This window comes from Rhizobium sp. CB3060, from assembly GCF_025200735.1.
Taxonomy (GTDB): domain Bacteria; phylum Pseudomonadota; class Alphaproteobacteria; order Rhizobiales; family Rhizobiaceae; genus Rhizobium.
The window spans coordinates 2,501,090-2,517,167 of sequence record NZ_CP104158.1 but is presented as its reverse complement, the minus strand read 5'-3'; the positions used below and the strand labels follow the sequence as shown (position 1 = coordinate 2,517,167).

The window sequence follows — 16,078 nt, the reverse complement described above, 5'->3', positions numbered from 1 at the left end:
GCCTCACTTCGCCGGCGCGGTGGCGGCCGCGCGGGCAAGATTGGTTTCGTATTGCGTCTTGCCGGAGAGATATTGCTTCGGCCAGGGGATCGAGGTCAGGCCGATCTTGGCGGCTTCGTGCAGCGACCAGGCGGGATCGGCCAGATGCGCACGGGCGACGGCGCAGAGATCGGCGCGGCCGGCCGCGATGATCGAATTTGCGTGGTCGGCCTCCGAGATCGCGCCGACGGCAATGGTCGGAATGCCGATTTCATTGCGGATCTTGTCGGAGAACGGCGTCTGGAACAGGCGGCCATAGACCGGCTTTTCCTCCTTCGACACCTGACCGGATGAGCAATCGATCAGGTCGGCACCGGCATTCTTGAACATGGCCGCAAAAATTGCCGCATCTTCCGGCGTGTTGCCGCCATCGGTCCAGTCATGGCAGGAAAGACGGACGGACATGGGCTTGTCCTCCGGCCAAATTGCACGCATGGCCCGGAAGATTTCGAGGGGGTAACGGGCGCGGTTTTCATGGCTGCCGCCATATTCATCTTCCCGCAGATTGGTGAGCGGCGACAGGAAGCTCGACAGGAGATAGCCGTGGGCGCAGTGCAGCTCCAGCCAGTCAGCGCCGGTGGTGATCGCTAGCTCCGTCGCGCGGACGAAATCGGCCTTGACGCGATCCATGTCGGCACGGTCCATGGCCTTCGGTGTCTGACTGTTCTTGAGGTAGGGGACAGCGGAGGCTGAGATCAGCGGCCATTCGCCTTCGGCGACCGGCTGATCGATCCCTTCCCAAGCCACTTTCGTTGCGCCTTTACGGCCGGCATGGCCGAGCTGGATGCCGATTTTGGCGGCGCTGTTTGAATGCACGAAATCGACAAGCCGCTTCCATTGTGCCGCCTGTTCTTCGTTCCAGAGGCCAAGGCAGCCGGGGGTGATGCGGGCATCCGGCGTGACGCAGGTCATTTCCGCAAAAACGAGGCCGGCGCCGCCGAGCGCCCGCGAACCGAGATGGATGATGTGAAAATCGTTCATGACGCCGTTTTCCGCCGAATACATCGCCATCGGCGAGACGACGATACGGTTGATGAGCGTCACGTCGCGTAGCTGATAGGGCGTGAACATCGGTGGCAGGCAGCGGTCGTTGCCGACGGCAAGGCCCGATTTCCTGGCGAACCAACGCTCGTAGCCCTCCAGCCAGCTCTTATCCCGCAGTCGCAGATTCTCGTGGCTGATGCGCTGGGAGCGGGTCAGCATCGAATACATGAACTGCTCGGGTTCGAGCGTGTCGGCATAGCGCCGTCCGACCACTTCGAACCATTCCATCGCGTTGCGCGCCGCATTCTGGATGCGGGCGACGTCGACGTGGCGGATCTCCTCATAGGTTTCGAGAACAGCCGGTATCTTGTCCCTGCTGTGCCCGTGAATCTGGAATTGCCGGGTCAGCTCGATGGCGTCGTCAATCGCAAGTTTGGTGCCGGAGCCGATGGCGAAATGGGCGGTGTGGGCGGCGTCGCCCATTAGCACGACATGCGAATTGCCGTTGAAATGACTCCACTTGCCGCAGATCAGCCGGCTGAAGTTCAGCCAGGCCGAGCCGCGGATATGGCGGGCATTGGTCATCAGCGACGCGCCGTCGAGCACTTCGGAAAACAGATTTTCGCAGAAGGCGATCGAGCCGTCCTGCTCCATCTTGTCGAGACCGTGGGCGAGATAGGCTTCCTCGGTGGTTTCGACGATGAAGGTCGAGGTCTTGTCGTCGAATTTGTAGATATGCGCCTGGAACCAGCCATGCTCGCTCTTGCGGAAATCGAAGGTGAAGGCGTCGAAGAGCTTGTTGGTGCCGAGCCAGATATAGCGGTTCGGACGGGTGATCATGTCCGGCTGGAAAACGTCGGGATAGTGGTTGCGGATCTTCGAGTTCAGGCCGTCCGAACCAATGATCAGATCGGCGTCGGGGAAATCGAGGTCGGAGGTGACCTCCGTTTCGAAGATCAGCTCGACGCCCAGCGCTTCGCAGCGTTTCTGCAGGATATTCAACAGCTTCTTGCGGCCGATGCCGACGAAGCCGTGGCCGGAGGTGCGCTGGCGCGTGCCCTTGAACCAGACCTCGATATCGTCCCAATGATTGAAGGCGTCCTCGATTTCGGTGGCGCTTTCCGGATCCCATTCGCGCATCGACACCATGGTGGCATCGGAGAAGACGACGCCCCAGCCAAAGGTGTCGTAAGGACGGTTGCGCTCGACGACCTTGATCGAATGTTCGGGATGCAGCTTCTTCATCAGAAGCCCGAAATAGAGCCCCGCGGGTCCGCCGCCGATACAGACGATTTGCATCGCTTATCCCTCCTGTGACGCCGAAGTCGGGTCACTCGAATTATTTAAGTTTAAAATATCTTGTCGCCATCATTCGTCAAGAGTTGTCTTGCGGGATTTCCCGCACGAAATCCGATCCCGACGGTGCAATAAGATCGAAATATGCTTTGGAATCAATGCTCATTAGAAATTATTTTAGGCTTAAAATTTCTTGCTTGAACATTTGTGTCTTCGGTGCAATCATTTTCGACAATGCCGCACGCGCTGCCGGGAGATTGGGTGTTGGGTGGCAATTGGGTCGAGAGGAATGCGGGAGCGAACCATGCTTGGACCGACCGGTCATGCCGATACATTCACGCGGGACAACCTGCCGCCGGCGGGGGAATGGCCGGAGCTGTTGCTGGATGGTTTCGACTATCCCGACTGGTTGAATGCGGGTGTCGAGCTCAGCGACCGCATGGTCGAGCGCGGCTTCGGCGATCACGTCGCGCTGATCGGCAACGGCCGCCGGCGTACCTACAAGGAACTGGCGGACTGGACCAATCGCATCGCTCATGCGCTCGTCGAGAATTTCGGTATCAAGCCCGGCAATCGCGTTCTGATCCGCTCGGGCAACAATCCGGCGATGATTGCCTGCTGGCTGGCGGTGACTAAGGTCGGCGCTGTCGCGGTCAACACCATGCCGATGCTGAGAGCAGGCGAACTCTCGAAGATCATCGATAAGGCGGAAATCTTCTTCGCTCTCTGCGACACGAGGTTGCTGGAAGAACTCGTTGCGGCGGCGAAGGATAGCCGGTTTCTGAAGCAGGTCGTCGGCTTCGACGGCACCGCCAATCACGATGCCGAGCTTGACCGTATCGCGCTCAACAAACCGGTGCGTTTCGAGGCGGCAAGGACAGGGCGGGACGATGTCGCACTGCTCGGTTTCACCTCGGGGTCGACGGGCGTTCCCAAGGCCACCATGCATTTCCATCGGGACATCCTTATCATCGCCGATGCCTATGCCAAAGAAGTCCTGCAGGTCACGCCAGAGGATGTTTTCATCGGCTCGCCGCCGATCGCCTTTACCTTCGGGCTTGGGGGTCTCGTCGTGTTCCCGTTGCGGTTCGGAGCGTCGACGGCGCTTCTCGAAAACGCCTCGCCGAAGAATATGATCGAGATTATTCAGGAATATGGCGCGACGATCAGCTTTACCGCGCCGACCGCCTATCGCGCCATGCTGACGGCGATGGAGGACGGGGCGGACCTTTCCTCCCTCCGCATTGCGGTTTCCGCCGGCGAGACGCTGCCGGGGCCGATCTTCGAAGAATGGACGCGAAAGACCGGAAAGCCGATCCTCGACGGTATCGGCTCGACCGAGTTGCTGCATATTTTCATTTCCAACCGGGTCGACGACGCCAAGCCCAACTGCACCGGCAAGCCGCTTGCCGGCTATGAGACGCGCGTCGTCGATGATGACATGAACGAAGTTCCGCGCGGCACGATCGGCAAGCTCGCGGTTCGCGGCCCGATCGGGTGCCGCTATCTCGCCGACGACCGGCAGGCCAATTATGTCAGGGATGGCTGGAACCTGACCGGCGACAGCTTCATCGAGGATGAAGACGGCTATTTCCATTTCGCCGCACGCTCCGACGATATTATTCTTTCCGCCGGCTATAATATCGCCGGGCCGGAAGTGGAGGCGGCACTTCTATCGCATGCCGACGTGCTGGAATGCGCCGTCATCGGTAAGCCGGACGAAGATCGTGGCCATATCGTTCAGGCACATGTGGTATTGATGCCCGGCATCGCCGGCTCGGATTTGCTGGTGAAGACGCTGCAGAATCACGTCAAAGCAGTGATCGCGCCCTACAAATATCCACGGTCGATCGTCTTCGTGGACGCTTTACCGAAAACGGAATCGGGCAAGATCCAGCGCTTCCGACTTAAATAGCTGGCTTACGCCGCATCCTCCTGCGCGGTTGCGCGGCCGAGCCAGGTCGGGTCGATCTCCGGCAATGGTATGGCGTCGAGCAGCATGCGGGTGTAGCCAGAGGCTGGCGCCGCAAAGACACGTTCGCAATCTCCTTCCTCTACGACGCGGCCGCGGCGCATCACATAGACGCGATCGCAAACAGCGCGAATGACGGAGAGGTCGTGGCTGATAAAGGCCATGGACAGGCCGAGGTCGCGGGAAAGCTCCTTCAGCAAATTCAGCACCTGCGCCTGCGTCGAGACATCGAGGCCTGAGACGATTTCGTCGGCAAGCACGAAATCCGGCTCGAGCAGGGCGGCGCGGGCGATCCCGATGCGCTGACGCTGGCCCCCGGAAAGTTCATGCGGATTGCGGTCGAGACAGGCATGCGGCAGCGTCACCCGGTCGAGGATCGCCGCGACGCGGCGTTCGGCGGCCTGCCGGTCGGTTGCCAGTCCATGCAGCAGCAGCGGTTCAACCAGGATACGGCGGATCGTATGGCGCGGATTGAGCGACGCCATCGGGTCCTGGAAGATCATCTGCATGCGCCGGCGCAGCGGCCGCATCTCGGCATCCGGCATATGGGTGATGTCCTTGCCGTCGAAATGGATCCTGCCGGCGGAGGGGTCGACCAGCCGCAGCAGCGCCCGACCGAGCGTCGTCTTGCCGGAACCGCTTTCGCCGACGATACCGACGGTCTCGCCGCGGCGGATATCGATATCGACGCTGTGCAGCACCTTGTTGCCGCTGTCACCCGGGCCGAACAGATGGCGTTTGGCGCCGTAGATGACGTCGAGGCCTTTTGCGGAAAGGAGGATGTCGGATTGACTCATCTTCCGCCCTCCCGAATGCCGATCTCACGGCGCAATTGTTCGAAGACCGCTTGCGGCACCGGCGTCAGCCCGGCATCGGGCCGATCATAGCGCGGGCCGGCGGCGATGAGGGATTTCGTATAGACGTGTTGCGGATTGCCGAGCACATCGGCGGTGCGGCCTTCCTCGATGACCTTGCCGGCATAGAGCAAGGTGACAGTATCGCAGATCTGTGCGACGACACCGAGATCATGGGTGACGAAGATGACGGCGGTGCCGTGTGCCTCCTGCAGGCCACGGATCAGCCGCAGGATCTGTTTCTGCACCGTGACATCGAGGGCCGTAGTCGGCTCGTCGGCGACCACCAATTTCGGCTCCAGCGCGAAGGCGGCGGCGATCAATATGCGCTGGCGCATGCCGCCGGAAAGTTCGTGCGGATAGGCGCGCAACACGCGTTCGGGATCGCGGATATGCACCTCCTCCAGCAACTTTAGAGCCTTCAGCCTGGCATCGCGCGAAGACAGGCCGCGCTTCAGCCGCAAGCCGTCGGTCAGTTGTGCCTCGATGCGGCGGCCGGGATTGAGGGCGGTTTGCGGGTCCTGCGGGATCAGGGAAATCTCGTTGCCCATGATGTCGCGAAGGTCCCTCGCTGGCAGCTTCAGCAGATCGCGGCTTTCGAACAGAATGGAGCCATGGGTAACGCGCACGGTGCGCGGCAGGATGCCGAGCAGGGCCTTGGCGATCGTGGATTTGCCGGCACCGCTTTCGCCGACGAGGCCGCGGACTTCGCCGCGCTCCAATGTCAGCGAGACATTGCGCAGGATCGGTGCGCCGCCGTCGCGGTCGGAGATGGCGTTCAAGCCGGTGATGGAGAGGAGCGGTTCGGTCATCGGCGCATGACCGGATCAAGGGCGCGGCGCAGGCCGTCGCCGAGCTGGTTGAAGGCCAGCACCGTGGCAAAGAGGGCAATGAGCGGCACGACGAGCACCCACCAGCCGTCATAGATGATCTGCCTCCCTTGGGCGATCATGCCACCCCAGGTAGGCGTGTCTGACGAAACCGACAGGCCGACGAAGGAAAGGATGGCCTCGACGATGACGGCGATGCCCATCTCCAGGCTGACGAGGGCGATCAGCACCGGCGCGACATTCGGCAGGATTTCGCTGAACAGGATTTTTGCGCGCGAGAAGCCGATCGTGCGAGCGGCGGTGACATAGTCCATCTGTGCCTGAGCCTGGGTTTCTGAGCGTATGACGCGGCAGAAGCGCGTCCAGTCGATGATGACGATGGCAGCGATGACCGAATGCACGCCGGAGCCGAAGACCGCGACCAAGAGGATCGATAGCAACACCGGCGGAAAGGCCATCCAGATATCGACGAGGCGGGAAATCACCTTGTCGATCCAGCCGCCATACCAGCCGGCGACGAGGCCGAGCAGCGTGCCGATTAGGGCTGCCAAGCCCGCCGCAACGAAAGCGACGGTAAGGGCGACGCGCGAACCGAAGATGGCACGAGACAGCACGTCGCGGCCGAGATCGTCCGTGCCAAGGAGAAAGCCCGGATCGGAGCCATTGAGCCAAACGGGCGGCAGGGTGCCGGACATCAGATCCTGCTCCAGCGGGTCTTTCGGCGCGATATAGGGCGCGAAGATCGCAAGGATGATCAGGATCAGGATGAAGCCGCCGCCGAAGATCACCTTCGGTTCCGACAGCAGCGCGCGCAGCCGCATGGCGGTGCGCGACGGTTTGGGGGAGGCAGTCGCGGCGACATCAGCCATGGGCGAGCCTCGGATTGAACGCAGCCACCAACAGGTCGACGGCCAGATTGATGAGAATGAAGAGGGCGCCGAAGACCAGCACAAGACCTTGGATCAGCGGCAGGTCGCGATTGATGACGGCGTCGATCGCCATATTGCCGATGCCGGGATAGGCGAAGATGCGCTCGACGATGACGGTGCCGCCGATCAGGAAGGTGAATTGCACGCCGGTGAGTGCGATCGTCGGGCCAACAGCGTTGCGGAGCGCTTCTTGCAGCACCAGGCGCAGGTTCGACATGCCTTTGAGTTTGGCGAGCAGGATATAGTCCTGCACCATTGCCTCCGAGAGCGTTGCCTTCAGCACGCGGGCGATAATGGCGGCGAGCGGCAGGCCGAGCGCCAGCACCGGCATGACCATATGGGACGCGATATCGGCTGATATCTGGAAGCGGAAAGTCACCAGGCTTTCGATGAGATAGAAAGGTGTCGCGAATTGCGCATCGATACTCGGATCGATGCGGCCGGAGAGCGGGAAAAGCGGAAAGAGGACGCCGAGGACCAGCACGAGGGCGAGTGCCCAGACGAAATCCGGCACGGCGAGAAAGAGCCCGTTGAGGCTGTCGATGACGGGTTCCAGCGGCGTGCGCCGGACAAGTGTGCCTGTTATCGCCACGGCGCCGCCCAAGAGAACAGCAAGGATGAGGGCTGCAAAAGCAAGTTCCAGCGTCGCCGGCAGGCGTTCGCCGAGCAAGGAGAGAACGTCACGCTTCAAGGAGATCGAGGTGCCGAAATCGCCCGTCAGAACCGATTTCAGCCAGATGCCGAATTGCACCGGTAGGCTGGCGTCGAGGCCGTAATGGGCACGCAGGGCGGCGATATCGGCGGGACTTGCCCCCGGCGATATCATCATCGCAATCGGATCGCCCGGAACGACGCGCAGCAGTACGAAGACGATCAACGCCACGCCAAATAGCGTAGCTGCGGCCATGAGCAGGCGATTGAGAATGGAGACTGCTATCATGTGTTCAGGATTCCGATGGCATCCGCTGGTGGTGATGAGAGCCCCAAGCCCCTCATCCGCCCTGTCGGGCACCTTCTCCCCGTTCTGACGGGGAGAAGGGGAAGGAGGCACCCGCAGCCTAGCCCTAACGACGTGTTCACGCGAGGGAACCGGGGGTCGTTCCCTCTCCCAGTCATAACGGGGAGAGGGCTAGGGTGAGGGGCAGCGCCGCAAAAGCGGAGCCAAACATCAAGCCTTTGATACCAGCGTCGGCTGCAAGGCGCCGGAAACATTCGGCGTCACCTTCAGGCTCGACTTGTAGACGATCGGCTGGACATATTGCAGCAGCGGGATCACATAGCCCTGTTCGGCGATGTATTTGATCGCGGCCTTCCAGCCGGCGATGCGTTTGGCCTCATCCTTTTCCACCCAGAGCGGCCCCAGCATGTCGTCGACATCCTTGGTCTTCCAGGCCGAGTGCGGCGAGGGACCGAACATGGCGAAACCGGTCGAGGTCGTGGGATCGCCGATGGCATTGCCCCAATTATAGAAGGCGGCCGGGCCGAGCTTGTGGGCGGCACGTAGCTCGTAGTGCTTGGCGATTTCGTAGACTTCGATGTCGGCTTCGATGCCGACCTTGCGCCACATGCCGACGATCGCCTGGATCATCTCGTAATCCTTCGGCTTGAAGCCACGGGTGGTCTTGATGCCAAATTTGACGGGCTTTTCCGGCGAATAGCCGCTGGCTGCCAAGAGTTTCTTGGCCTGCGCAGGGTCATAGGGGATTTTGATGGAAGGATCGTAGGCGTCATATTCCGGCGCTTCCAGCGTCGAGAGCGGCTTGCCGTAGCCGCGCAGTAGTCGTTTGATGATCGCTTCCTTGTCGATCGCCATGTTGGCGGCAAGGCGGACATTTTTGTCCAACATCGGATCGACATTGCTGATGAAGATCATGCCGATATCGGAGATCGGCGTGGCGACGCCGGCAAGGCCGGATTTCTTTTTCAGGCGATCGAAATCCTCATAGGGGATTTCGAGCGTCACGTCGGAGGAGCCGGACTCGATCTCGGCGACCCGGCTAGTCGTATCGGGCACGAATTTAAAGATGACGGTATCGAAGGCCGGCTTGCCGCCGAAATAGTTCGGGTTTGCCTTCAGCCGCAGGTAGGAATTGCCTTCATAGGCGTCGACCATGTAGGGGCCGGTGCCGACAGGCTTCTTTTCGAAGCCTTCCGCGCCAACTTTGCTGTAGTAGTCCTTGGGCAGGACATAGCCAGTCAGGAAGGCCATCCATTTGAAATAGGTCGGCTCGAAACGGACGACATCGCCGGTGATGCGATTGCCCTCCACCTTGTAATTGTTGGCCGTCGACCAGATGAACTGGATCGGATTGCCGGTTTCCTGTTTGGCGGCGCGCTCCAGCGACCAGACGATGTCGTCGGGCGTGAATTTAGAGCCGTCGTGCCAGGTGACGCCTTCGCGAACATCCATCCAGACCTTGGTCTTGTCGTCGTTCCAGCCCCAGGCGGTGAGCAAGCCCGGCTGGAATTTCAGATCCGGGCCCTGGCCGATATATTGGTCGAAGACCGAGCGATAGATCGCCTGGATTGTGGGGTTGACCGCCGATGGACCGGTGGTCGGGTCGAAAGAGGGCAAATTGACGTTGAAGGCAATGGTCAGCGTGCCGGCTTCGGCGGCTTCCACGCTCGTCCTGCCCGCGAGAATTCCAGCAATAAAAGCGGCCGCGCCGAGGCTCAATGCCTCGCGCCGAGTAAGCGTTGTCATGGTCACTCCGTTCCCCTGTTAAGCGGCAGAAAAGCGTGACGCCCGCCTGCCGCTGGCGATTTATTTTCGGAATGTTTTAATCTTAAAATAAGCCTCCCGAACCGGCAAGCGCTTTCTCTGGGCATTCCGCAGATTCCGGCTTAGCTTTTTGAGCGATGATTTAGGCGGTGAAGCTCATAATTTATGCATACACATATATGTACGTTCGTCATTTATGACTCAAAATAGTATTTTTCCGAACCTCAACCCTATGTATGGCTCTGGCAATTAGGCGGGTTTTGGGGTTTCCCATTTGTTCATTGACAGCCAGACGGCGTTCAAAATATGATTTTGCAAATGATTTAAGAGCAAGCCCGATAGGGCAAAGGGGTAGCTTCGATGGCCGAACGGTCGTTTGTGCGCGAAGTCGAGGATCTGAAGCTCGGAGAAGGCGATATTTTCCGCGGCGAAGGCATTCTCGCGATCACCAAGGCGCTGTTGCAATCCGGTGTTTCCTATGTTGGTGGCTACCAGGGATCACCGATTTCCCATCTCATGGATGTGCTGGCGGATGCCAAGGACGTGATGGAGGACCTGGGTGTCCATTTCGAGACGTCCGCTTCGGAAGCTGCTGCCGCCGCTATGCTGTCGGCTTCGGTCATGTATCCGGTGCGCGGCGCCGTTACCTGGAAATCGACGGCGGGCACCAACGTAGCCTCCGATGCGCTCTCCAACCTCTCATCCGGCGGTGTCACCGGCGGCGCGCTGATCATCATCGGCGAAGACTATGGCGAAGGCTCCTCGATCATGCAGGAGCGCAGCCATGCCTACGCCATGAAGTCGCAGATGTGGCTGCTCAATCCACGCCCGAACCTGCCGTCGATCGTACAGGCGGTCGAAGAGGGCTTCGAATTGTCGGAAGCCTCCAACACGCCGGTCATGCTGCAGGTCGGCATCCGTAGCTGCCATGTTCACGGCCAGTTTGAAGCCAAGGACAACAAGCGGCCGAACTATACGCTCAAGCAGGCGCTGGAAAATCCCGTGCGTGATGTCAACCGCATCGTGCTGCCACCGGCTTCCTTCCTGCATGAGAAGGAGAAGCTGGAGAAGCGCTGGCCGGCGGCTGTCGACTTCATCAAGAAGCGCCAGCTCAACGAGTATTTCGGCCCGTCCGAAGGCGAAGTCGGCATCATCCTGCTTGGCGGCATGTATAATGGTGTCATGCGCGCGCTGCAGCAGCTCGGCCTCGCTGATGTCTACGGCAACTCCTCGGTGCCGCTTTATGTCCTCAATGTCGCCTATCCGCTGGTTGACGATCAGATGGCCGAATTCTGCGCGAACAAGAAGGCCGTGTTGATGGTCGAGGAGGGCGCGCCGGAATATATCGAGCAATCGCTCAACACCATCCTGCGCCGTCGCGACATTCAGACCAAGGTCTCTGGAAAGGATGTGTTGCCGATGGGCGGTGAATATACCCCGCCTGTGCTGGTGAAAGGCATCAAGAATTTCCTGGAAACGCATCAGCGCATCTTGCTCGGCAACCAGCCGCCATTGCCGGACCCGACGCCTGTTCTCAACGACCCGAAGGTCAAGGCGCTAACCGAAGTCGTGCCGCCGCGCCCGCCGGGTTTCTGCATCGGCTGTCCCGAGCGGCCGATTTTCGCGGCGATGAAGCTGGTCGAGAACGAACTCGGCCAACATCACATCTCCGGCGATATCGGTTGCCACCTGTTCTCGATCCTGCCGCCGTTCAATATCGGCAGCACCACAATGGGTTACGGCCTCGGCCCGGCGCGCCCTCCGCCTTCAATGTCGCCGCCGATAAGCGCGCCATTTCCGTGATGGGCGACGGCGGTTTCTGGCATAACGGCCTGGCGACGTCGGTCGGCAATGCCGTTTTCAACAAACAGGATGGCGTCATCCTCGTCGTTGACAACTATTATTCGGCGGCGACCGGTGGCCAGGACATTCCATCTTCGCGCGCGCTGAACCCGCGCCGCAAGACCAACAATTCGATCGTCAACGCCGTCAAGGGCATCGGCGCCACCTGGGTCCGCCAAATCGACCGGACCTATGACGTCGGCAAGATGCGCGACACGTTGCGCGAGGCGCTGACGTCGAAGGAGCCAGGACCGAAGATCATCGTCGCCTCGTCGGAATGCATGCTGAATAAGCAGCGGCGCGTAAAGCCGCAATTCGCCAAGGCGGTGAAGGACGGCAAGCGTATGGTCAAGGAGCGCTTTGGCGTCGATGAGGATGTGTGCACGGGCGATCACGCTTGCATCCGTCTTTCCGGCTGTCCGTCACTGTCGGTCAAGCATACCGACGATCCACTGAAGGACGATCCGGTGGCGGCAGTCGACAATAATTGCGTCGGCTGTGGCAATTGCGGCGAAGTGGCGGAGGCGGCGGTGCTCTGTCCCTCCTTCTACCGCGCCGATATCATCCATAATCCAACCGGCTGGGATCGCTTCCTCGCCCGCATGCGTGCCGCCGTCATCGGCTGGCTGCAGGCCCGCCGCCAGGCCGGCCGCATCGTCTTTGCGGATTGAGGGATCGATATGAACGAGCATGTCAGCATGACCGACATAGGCACCCAACGTCTGTCGACCGACAAGCCGCTGTCGCTGGCCGTCCTTGCCATGGGCGGGCAGGGCGGCGGGGTCTTGGCCGACTGGATCGTCGGGCTTGCCGAAGCCGAAGGCTGGATGGCGCAGACCACCTCCGTTCCCGGCGTGGCGCAGCGCACGGGCGCGACGATCTACTATATCGAGATGTTGCCGGCCCGCGATGGTCACGCGCCGATCTTTTCGCTGATGCCGACGCCGGGCGATGTCGATGTCGTTATGGCTGCCGAGCTGATGGAAGCCGGCCGGTCCGTGCTGCGGGGTCTCGTCACGCCCGACAAGACCGTGCTGATCGCCTCGACGCATCGTTCCTTCGCCGTCGGCGAAAAGGAAAAGCCGGGCGATGGCATCGGCAATCCGGAAGTGGTAGTCGACGCCACGGATTTTGCTGCCAAGCGCACTATCGCCTTCGATATGGAGACGCTGGCGGTTAAGAACGGCAGCGTGATTTCCGCCTCGATGTTCGGTGCACTCGCAGCTTCCGGAGCATTGCCTTTCGCCAAGCAGGCTTTCGAGGCGATGATCCGCGCCGGGGGCAAAGGTATCGAACCCAGCCTGAAGGCCTTCAACGCCGCTTTCGATCGCGCCAAGGACAAGCCGCGCGATGCTGTTTCCGCGACGCCAACAAAGCATTTCGATGCCTTGCCGGAAACGGCCGGTCACCCGGCGCTCGACGGTCTGGTGCATCGCATCCGTTCCGAGTTTCCGGAGGAAGCCTGGCCGCTGTTGTTTGCCGGCATCAAGAAACTCACAGACTATCAGGACCCGGCCTATGCCGATGAATATCTGACCCGGGTCGCAGCGCTCTACGCGTTCGATCGTAAAGCCGGCGGTGAGGCGAAGGGTTTCGCTTTCACGGTGCAGGCGGCGAAATACACCGCGGTCGCCATGGCCTATGACGATGTCATCCGCGTCGCCGATTTGAAGGTGCGCGCTTCGCGCTTCGATCGCGTGCGCAAGGAAGTGGGCGCCAAGGACGACCAGATCGTCTATATGACCGAATATATGCATCCGCGCATGGAAGAGGTCTGCGGCACCCTGCCGAAACGTCTCGGCCTCTGGATCGAGAGCCGGCCCAAGCTTTTCGGTCGTCTCGATCGCATCGTCAACAAGGGCCGCCGTGTGCAGACGGGCACGCTGTTTTGGTTCCTCGGACTTTATGTCGTTTCAGCGCTGCGCCGCACGCGTCGAGGTACGCTTCGGCATGCGCGCGAAGTCGAGCATCGGGAGGCCTGGCTTTCCGTTGCCACCAATCTCCTCGGCACCAACTATGATCTCGCGGTCGAAGTGCTGAACAATCGCCGTCTGGTAAAGGGCTATTCGGACACGCATGCGCGCGGTCTGTCGAAATTCGATCGCGTGATGTCGGCGCTATCGATGCTGCGCGATCGTGACGACGGAGCTGCGTGGATGCGTCGGCTGAGACAGGCGGCGCTGATGGACGAGAAGGGGATTGCGTTGGACGGTGCGCTGAAGACGGTGGCGACGCTGTGATAGGTGTGTTTCAGCCACCCGCCCTCGTGTCGAGGCTCCGAGCCTTCGGTCCTCCGCACCTCACCATGAGGGCTAGCCTTCGCGCCAATTGCGAATTTCGCTCCGCCTCATCCTGAGGTGCATCTTAACGTGTAGCGGAAAGATGCCTCGAAGGACGGGGCGGCCACAGGCGTCACCCCTGCCTTGCCTCAAATCTCATGCTTGCGGATATTGTGCAGCACCTTATGCAGCGTCGAGATGAACGCCCGGTATTCCGTTTCCTCCACGCCATCGAACATCTGCAGAAACAGGTCATACATGGTCGGCCACACCTTTTCGAAGGCGGTGCGGCCTTCTTCGGTGATGGAGACGTCACGGATGCGCATGTCCTCGGTGCGGGGCTGGCGGCGAATGAAACCCTGTTGCTCCAGGGAGTCCAGCGTGCGGCTCATTGTCGATTGTTCGGTGACGGCAAAGACGGAGAGTTCGTTGATGGTGACCGAGGAAGAGACGCTGAGAACGGCGAGCGCCCGCATTTTTGCGGTCGTCATGTCGTATTCGCGCAGCTCTTCCGACATGTTGATGTTCCAGCGGGCCATCAGCCGGTTCATCAGATAGGGGGCGAAATGATTGAGCCCTATTTCGCCCATGGTCGGACGCTTCTCGGTATTCTCTCGGCTACGCCGCAAAACGGTGCCTGAAAACCGCTCCTCCATTAGACGATATCTCCCTGTGGAATCCTGCTATTTTAATGATGACGCGAGCAGGAAACCGGAGCCGCCGCCAAGACCCGGGCCGGGATGCGTCGAAGCACCAATGTGGTATAAACCTGCTACGTGCGTGCGGTGGTTAACAGACGACTTGAAGGGGCGCCAGAGGAAAAACTGGTCGATGCCGCAGTAGCCGCCATAGGGGTCGCCGCCAACGAGATTCATGTTCATGGCTTCGAGATCGGCGGGCGAATAGCTGCGCCGCGCGAGCTTTATGCCGGAGAATTTTTCGATATGGCTTTCGAGCAAGGACTCGATGCGGTCGGCATAGCGCTCTCGTACTTCCTCTGTCCAGCGGCCGTCCGGCGGTATGGCGATCTCGCCAGCCGCATCGCCCTTGATGTGCCGCGGCGCTTCGGGAAGCTGCAGCCAGAGGATCGATTTACCCTCCGGCGCACGGCTGGGATCAAAGGAAACCGGCTGGCCGATGCAGACGGTTGGTTCAGCCGGCAGCAGCCCGCGTTCGCATTCGTTGGCGGCGCGCGAAACGCCGTCGAGGCCGGGTGTCAAATGAAGAAGAGCGACCTTGCCAAGTTCGTCATCAGCCTTCCAGCGTGGCGGTTCGGATAGGGCGTAGTGTATCTGCATATTGCCTTTGCCGTAACGATAGCGGGCAACGCTGGTTTTGACGTCCGGAGGGAGGGGCGACGGCCAGTCCTTTATCAGCCGCTCGTAGAGCTGGTTTGGTGTCACGGAGCAGATGACGCCGGCATTGGCGTTCAGGGTTTCGCCACTGGCAAGCTTGACGCCGCCGGCGCGTCCGCCAGGACCGGGGGTGACACTTTCGACATCGGCGCCGGTACGGATCTCGCCACCATTGTCCGTGATCAGCCGTTCGAAGGCCGTCAGCAGCGCGTCCGCGCCGCCTTTGACGACGGGAGTGCCCGCGAGCTCTATGGCAAAGCCGATGACCTTCAGCATCTCGGCCGAATAGGCGCTTTCCGGCCCGAGGCCGCAATGCAGCACCCAGGGCGCCCAGAGCGCATGAATATCTTCCGAGCGATAGGTGGTTTCCAGATAGCTGCGGGCCGGCATCAGGGCGTTGCCGAACCAGGCGGCGAGTTTGCGCAAACCGCGGCCCCAGCCTTGTTTTACGACAGTCCTTAACGTGGAGCCTGACCAAAGTGCTCCACCGAGCAGCGCAAACAGGAAGGGAGCGTCGGCGGCAAGCGCATCCATCTCGCGCAAGAAAGTCTGGCCATCGCCGAGCGACAGCTCGTCGAAGGTGGCGATGTTGCGGCGTCGGTCCTTCGAGAAGATGACGTGCGAACCATCCGGCCTCAGCACGCCGGTGGGCAGATCGGCGTGGGCGAATTCGAGGCCGCGGGCCTCCAGATCCTTTCCGATGGCGCCATAGGCCGGCGACGTCAGGAACAGCACCATCGTCGTTGCCATGACATCATGGATGAAGCCCGGTTCGGTGATTTCCTCGCTGCGCAGGCAACCGCCGATGCGATCGTTGCGCTCGAGGACGAGCACCTTGCGTCCCTTCTTGCCGAGTATGGCGGCCGCGACCAGCGCGTTGATGCCGCTGCCGACGATAATGTAGTCATGGTCGCTCATGCCGCCGCCCCAGGCAAAGAGGAGTTTCGAAGAAGAGGGTCAAAGCATCCCCACGCTT

10 protein-coding genes and 1 pseudogene are annotated in these 16,078 nt (G+C 60.7%); 3 read left to right on the top strand and 8 right to left on the bottom strand.

The window, feature by feature from the left end; genetic code table 11:
- Positions 1-3: 3 nt before the first annotated feature.
- Complete coding sequence (locus N2601_RS12235; RefSeq protein ID WP_104824091.1) at positions 4-2,322, bottom strand: bifunctional salicylyl-CoA 5-hydroxylase/oxidoreductase; 2,319 nt, start codon at positions 2,320-2,322, stop codon at positions 4-6.
- 301 nt (positions 2,323-2,623) lie between these two features.
- Between N2601_RS12235 and N2601_RS12230 the strand changes: the two genes are divergently transcribed.
- Positions 2,624-4,234, top strand: a complete 1,611-nt coding sequence (locus N2601_RS12230; protein ID WP_104824090.1) for an AMP-binding protein — start codon at positions 2,624-2,626, stop codon at positions 4,232-4,234.
- A gap of 5 nt (positions 4,235-4,239) precedes the next feature.
- Here N2601_RS12230 and N2601_RS12225 read toward each other — a convergent pair whose 3' ends face one another.
- From N2601_RS12225 to N2601_RS12205, 5 genes are all read right to left on the bottom strand, one after another.
- The gene (locus tag N2601_RS12225) at positions 4,240-5,088 is read right to left on the bottom strand and encodes an ATP-binding cassette domain-containing protein (RefSeq protein WP_104824089.1); all 849 of its coding nucleotides are present in this window, start codon (positions 5,086-5,088) and stop codon (positions 4,240-4,242) included.
- Entirely contained in the window at positions 5,085-5,957 is an 873-nt protein-coding gene (locus N2601_RS12220; protein WP_104824088.1) for an ABC transporter ATP-binding protein, read from the bottom strand. Before N2601_RS12220 ends, N2601_RS12225 begins: the two co-directional genes overlap by 4 nt.
- Positions 5,954-6,844, bottom strand: a complete 891-nt coding sequence (locus N2601_RS12215) for an ABC transporter permease (protein ID WP_104824087.1) — start codon at positions 6,842-6,844, stop codon at positions 5,954-5,956. The genes N2601_RS12220 and N2601_RS12215 overlap by 4 nt, the downstream gene beginning before the upstream one ends.
- On the bottom strand, positions 6,837-7,844 hold the full coding sequence (locus N2601_RS12210; RefSeq protein ID WP_104824086.1) for an ABC transporter permease: 1,008 nt from the start codon (positions 7,842-7,844) through the stop codon (positions 6,837-6,839). The genes N2601_RS12215 and N2601_RS12210 overlap by 8 nt, the downstream gene beginning before the upstream one ends.
- A 228-nt stretch (positions 7,845-8,072) precedes the next feature.
- A complete protein-coding gene (locus N2601_RS12205) occupies positions 8,073-9,608 on the bottom strand; it encodes an ABC transporter substrate-binding protein (RefSeq protein ID WP_104824085.1) in 1,536 nt (511 codons plus the stop codon).
- Between the two features lie 378 nt (positions 9,609-9,986).
- Between N2601_RS12205 and N2601_RS12200 the strand changes: the two are divergent.
- Together N2601_RS12200 and N2601_RS12195 are read left to right on the top strand one after the other, a co-directional pair.
- A pseudogene (locus N2601_RS12200) lies at positions 9,987-12,139 on the top strand (thiamine pyrophosphate-dependent enzyme).
- 9 nt (positions 12,140-12,148) lie between these two features.
- Positions 12,149-13,708 (top strand): indolepyruvate oxidoreductase subunit beta family protein, encoded by a 1,560-nt coding sequence (locus tag N2601_RS12195; RefSeq protein ID WP_104824083.1) that lies wholly within the window; start codon positions 12,149-12,151, stop codon positions 13,706-13,708.
- A 188-nt stretch (positions 13,709-13,896) separates the two neighbouring features.
- Here the strand turns inward: N2601_RS12195 and N2601_RS12190 are convergent, their stop codons facing one another.
- Together N2601_RS12190 and N2601_RS12185 are read right to left on the bottom strand one after the other, a co-directional pair.
- Positions 13,897-14,403 carry a MarR family winged helix-turn-helix transcriptional regulator gene (locus tag N2601_RS12190; RefSeq protein WP_104824082.1) on the bottom strand — a complete coding sequence of 169 codons (507 nt, stop codon included), beginning with the start codon at positions 14,401-14,403 and terminating at the stop codon, positions 13,897-13,899.
- A 27-nt stretch (positions 14,404-14,430) separates the two neighbouring features.
- The gene (locus N2601_RS12185; protein ID WP_104824081.1) at positions 14,431-16,020 is read right to left on the bottom strand and encodes a phytoene desaturase family protein; all 1,590 of its coding nucleotides are present in this window, start codon (positions 16,018-16,020) and stop codon (positions 14,431-14,433) included.
- Positions 16,021-16,078: the final 58 nt, after the last annotated feature.